The 2895-nt window shown below is 60.9% G+C and carries 4 protein-coding genes; 1 reads left to right on the forward strand and 3 read right to left on the reverse strand.

The window, feature by feature from the left end:
• From V7080_RS25050 to V7080_RS25060, 3 genes are all read right to left on the reverse strand, one after another.
• A partial coding sequence (locus tag V7080_RS25050; RefSeq protein WP_334191091.1) for a nucleotidyl transferase AbiEii/AbiGii toxin family protein occupies nucleotides 1-698 on the reverse strand: 698 nt, incomplete at its 3' end.
• Complete coding sequence (locus V7080_RS25055) at nucleotides 673-1158, reverse strand: helix-turn-helix domain-containing protein (protein ID WP_334191092.1); 486 nt, start codon at nucleotides 1156-1158, stop codon at nucleotides 673-675. The genes V7080_RS25055 and V7080_RS25050, both read right to left, overlap by 26 nt.
• A gap of 79 nt (nucleotides 1159-1237) precedes the next feature.
• Nucleotides 1238-1645, reverse strand: coding sequence for a DUF1330 domain-containing protein (locus V7080_RS25060; RefSeq protein ID WP_334191093.1), 408 nt, complete (start codon nucleotides 1643-1645; stop codon nucleotides 1238-1240).
• Nucleotides 1646-2180: 535 nt separating this feature from the next.
• Between V7080_RS25060 and V7080_RS25065 the strand changes: the two genes are divergently transcribed.
• Nucleotides 2181-2895, forward strand: a 715-nt coding sequence (locus V7080_RS25065; RefSeq protein ID WP_334191094.1) for a glucodextranase DOMON-like domain-containing protein, incomplete at its 3' end; no start/stop codon positions are given.

Raw genomic sequence — 2895 nt, forward strand, 5'->3', positions numbered from 1 at the left:
TTGGCAAGCTGTGTTTCAAGCGCATCTAGCTGCGCATTAAAAAAAAGCCGCATGTCGTCAAGCGTCGGCGGCGCATCGAGCAACTGCTCGTAGCCCTCATCGTCCGATAGTGGACGGCAGAGCCTGAGCCGCCCGGAGGCAATGCCGAATTTCGCGGGCGAATCGATACGAATGAAGGTCCGGTGGAAGTCGCCCATCGTGTAGCCGTGCCGGGTCATCAGCACATACAGGTCATACCAATCCCGCGACTTGGACCGCTCCGCGCAGACCAGGCTCTTGCTTGCAAAAATCTCGTCGGTTGTCGCAACCCGAAGGGCGTCCCCGGGTTCACCCTGCAGAAAGGTCCGCAGCTCGTTTTCCGGCGCGACGAAGGTCAGTCTGACCGAACCGTTCGCCAGGTAGTTCTGCTGATAATTAGCCAGTATCAATCCGTCGTTGAGGAACAATTCCTCGTCCGCTGGATTGACATCCGGCTCAAGGCGGATGCCGGACTGCCCGAGGCGCCGCTTCAGCAAGCCGAGCTGGGCGCCGGGAAGGTTCCCTCGCACGTAGGCAAAATCGAGATCTTCGCTGACCCGGTGCCCGATGCGCAGGGCAAGCGCGGTGCCGCCAATAAGAATAAAACCGTTCATCAGCGGATGATCCTGCAGCACGTTCCAGAGTGCGGCGGTGTCAGGTCTGAGCTTGCTGGTATCCATTGCGGATGTTCCTCAGTGTGCGCACGACGATGGGTTCTGCCTTGAGCGCAGCGTCCGAGCCTTCCCCCCGGACAAGCGCCCACTCCGTTTCGAGCCGGTCGATGCCGAATTCCACCGCAGCGTCCAGCAGGATGTCGAAGCGTGGCTTAAGCAGGGCGGCGCGCAGATGGATCTCGTCGCCGGCCTTGGAATTCGACCAGACGAGTTTGTGCTTTCTCTTGAAGCCTTGGGGCTGCTCGGGTAGGTCACCCCGCGCATGGTGTGTCTTCCCATCGGTCGAAACCAAGATATGCACCCCCGCTGCGTCGGCAAGGCGGCGTACTACATCGAGCGTCGGATTGCCTTGCCTTTTCATGCGCGATATCGCTTCCTGCGATATGCCAGCTTTTTGTGCAAGCACTTTCTGGGTAAAGCCGCGACTCTTTGCGGCACGCAAGATGTGGTTAATTATGCTTTCCATCACTTAATTATTGAGCTATGAATCAAAAGAATACCACGGCAATTGATTCATAAGTCAATAACGGTGCTGTTCCCACAAGCTAACCTCTAATCGTCACCACCAGCCGCGCATCCTCCAGCGCAGCTGTCCGATGGAAGGTGACGGCCTGATAGTCCGGCGACATCAGCATCGACAGGAAGGCGTCGCGGGACGGATATTGCACCAGCAACACCTCATCCCAGCTTTCGTCCTGCGGGGCGATGAAGGTATGCTTGGCCTCGCCCTGCCAGATCACCTTGCCGCCCACCCTGTCGAGATGCGTCTGAATTTGCCTGCCGTATTCTGCATAGGCGTCGCGGCCGGTGCGCGCCGGCTGTGCCTTGTCGGCAGGGTAGACGGCCTGGTCGCGGAAGCGCAGCAGGTTGAGCATGACGACCGGCAGGTCGGGAGGAACCCTGGCGACGAGTTGCTTGACGCTGTCGGAAGTGGGATCGACGGAACGGGGCATTGGATTCTCCTGAATTGATGCTTATCAACAAGTGTTGCGGCAGGCCGTTCCAATAGCACGACCGTGCGGAACTTCGAGTATCGCAGAGTTCTCTCATTCCCAGCGTTTCGACAATGGCTGACCCACTGCACGATCCGCACCCGACACGACCAACATCGTTGGACGACGCGGGTAAAAGAATAAATCAGGAGGAGACGGTCATGACACAACCTGCATTGCGGCCCATGACGTGCGGCCGTGCCTCAGGCGCCCCGCACACCGCCGCGCCCCTGCCGTTTGCTCCCGTTCCTCTTCGCATTCCCGACCGTTAGAGCGTCTAACAAAATGCCTCTGGCTGCGTTGCGTCTCCTTGTCGTACCTCAGTACTGCCTGCGTCGACGCGCCTTGCCAGAGAGCACGAAGCTGGCGCTTCGTTCATTTTGTTAGACGCTCTTAGTAGCCATCACGTCTTCTCCAGCGCGGACGCCGTCCCGCGTGCCGGCATGCCGGCTGACGGCAACAACAATCAAGTTCATCCCCACCAAAGGAGACCGTTGTGAGAGACAAACCCTTCGTTCCATCGTTCAGGGCGACGCTGTGCGCGTCGGCCATCGTGCTACTGGCCGGCTGCGGCGGCGGGGATGCCAATGTCGGTTCGATCAAGACAATGTCCGGCGGCGTGCTCGGCATCCTCGATCCGCTGCCGCCCGCCGAAGACCTCGGCGGTGTCGATACGCCCGAGGTCGATCATAGCGGCCGCTCGCTGTACAGCGGTCCGGCGCCGCGCCCCGGCCCCGATATCCTGTACGCCTCGCCGCCACGTGCGCCGCAACTGGAAAACACCGGCATCTGGCGCGCCCGGCCCATCCTCGTGTCGGGTGCCAGCGCCTACCGCCGCGGCGAGTTCCTGTACCAGGATTTCCTCTACGACGACCGCGGCGCGAATGCGAACGTCCAGGACCCGGCCGATGCGCGCCGCACCGCCGAGAACTTCTCCCGCGCCAACGGCACCTACACCTATCCGACCGATCCGGCCTATGCCGGCAACGCCGCCGACATCGTCGAACTGCGCATCAAGCCGCAATCGAACTTCACTGCCTTCCGCGTCACGATGAACAGCCTGATCGATGCCGAACGCGTCGGCTTCACCATCGCGCTCGGCGACTCGGCAACGGCGAGGCCGTTTCCCTTCGGCGCGAATGTGTCGGCGCCGGCGCAGTACTTCCTCACGGTGCACGGCAACCAGGCGGTACTTACCAATGCAGCGGATG

The sequence above is a fragment of the Noviherbaspirillum sp. genome (assembly GCF_036846085.1).
GTDB lineage: Bacteria > Pseudomonadota > Gammaproteobacteria > Burkholderiales > Burkholderiaceae_D > Noviherbaspirillum.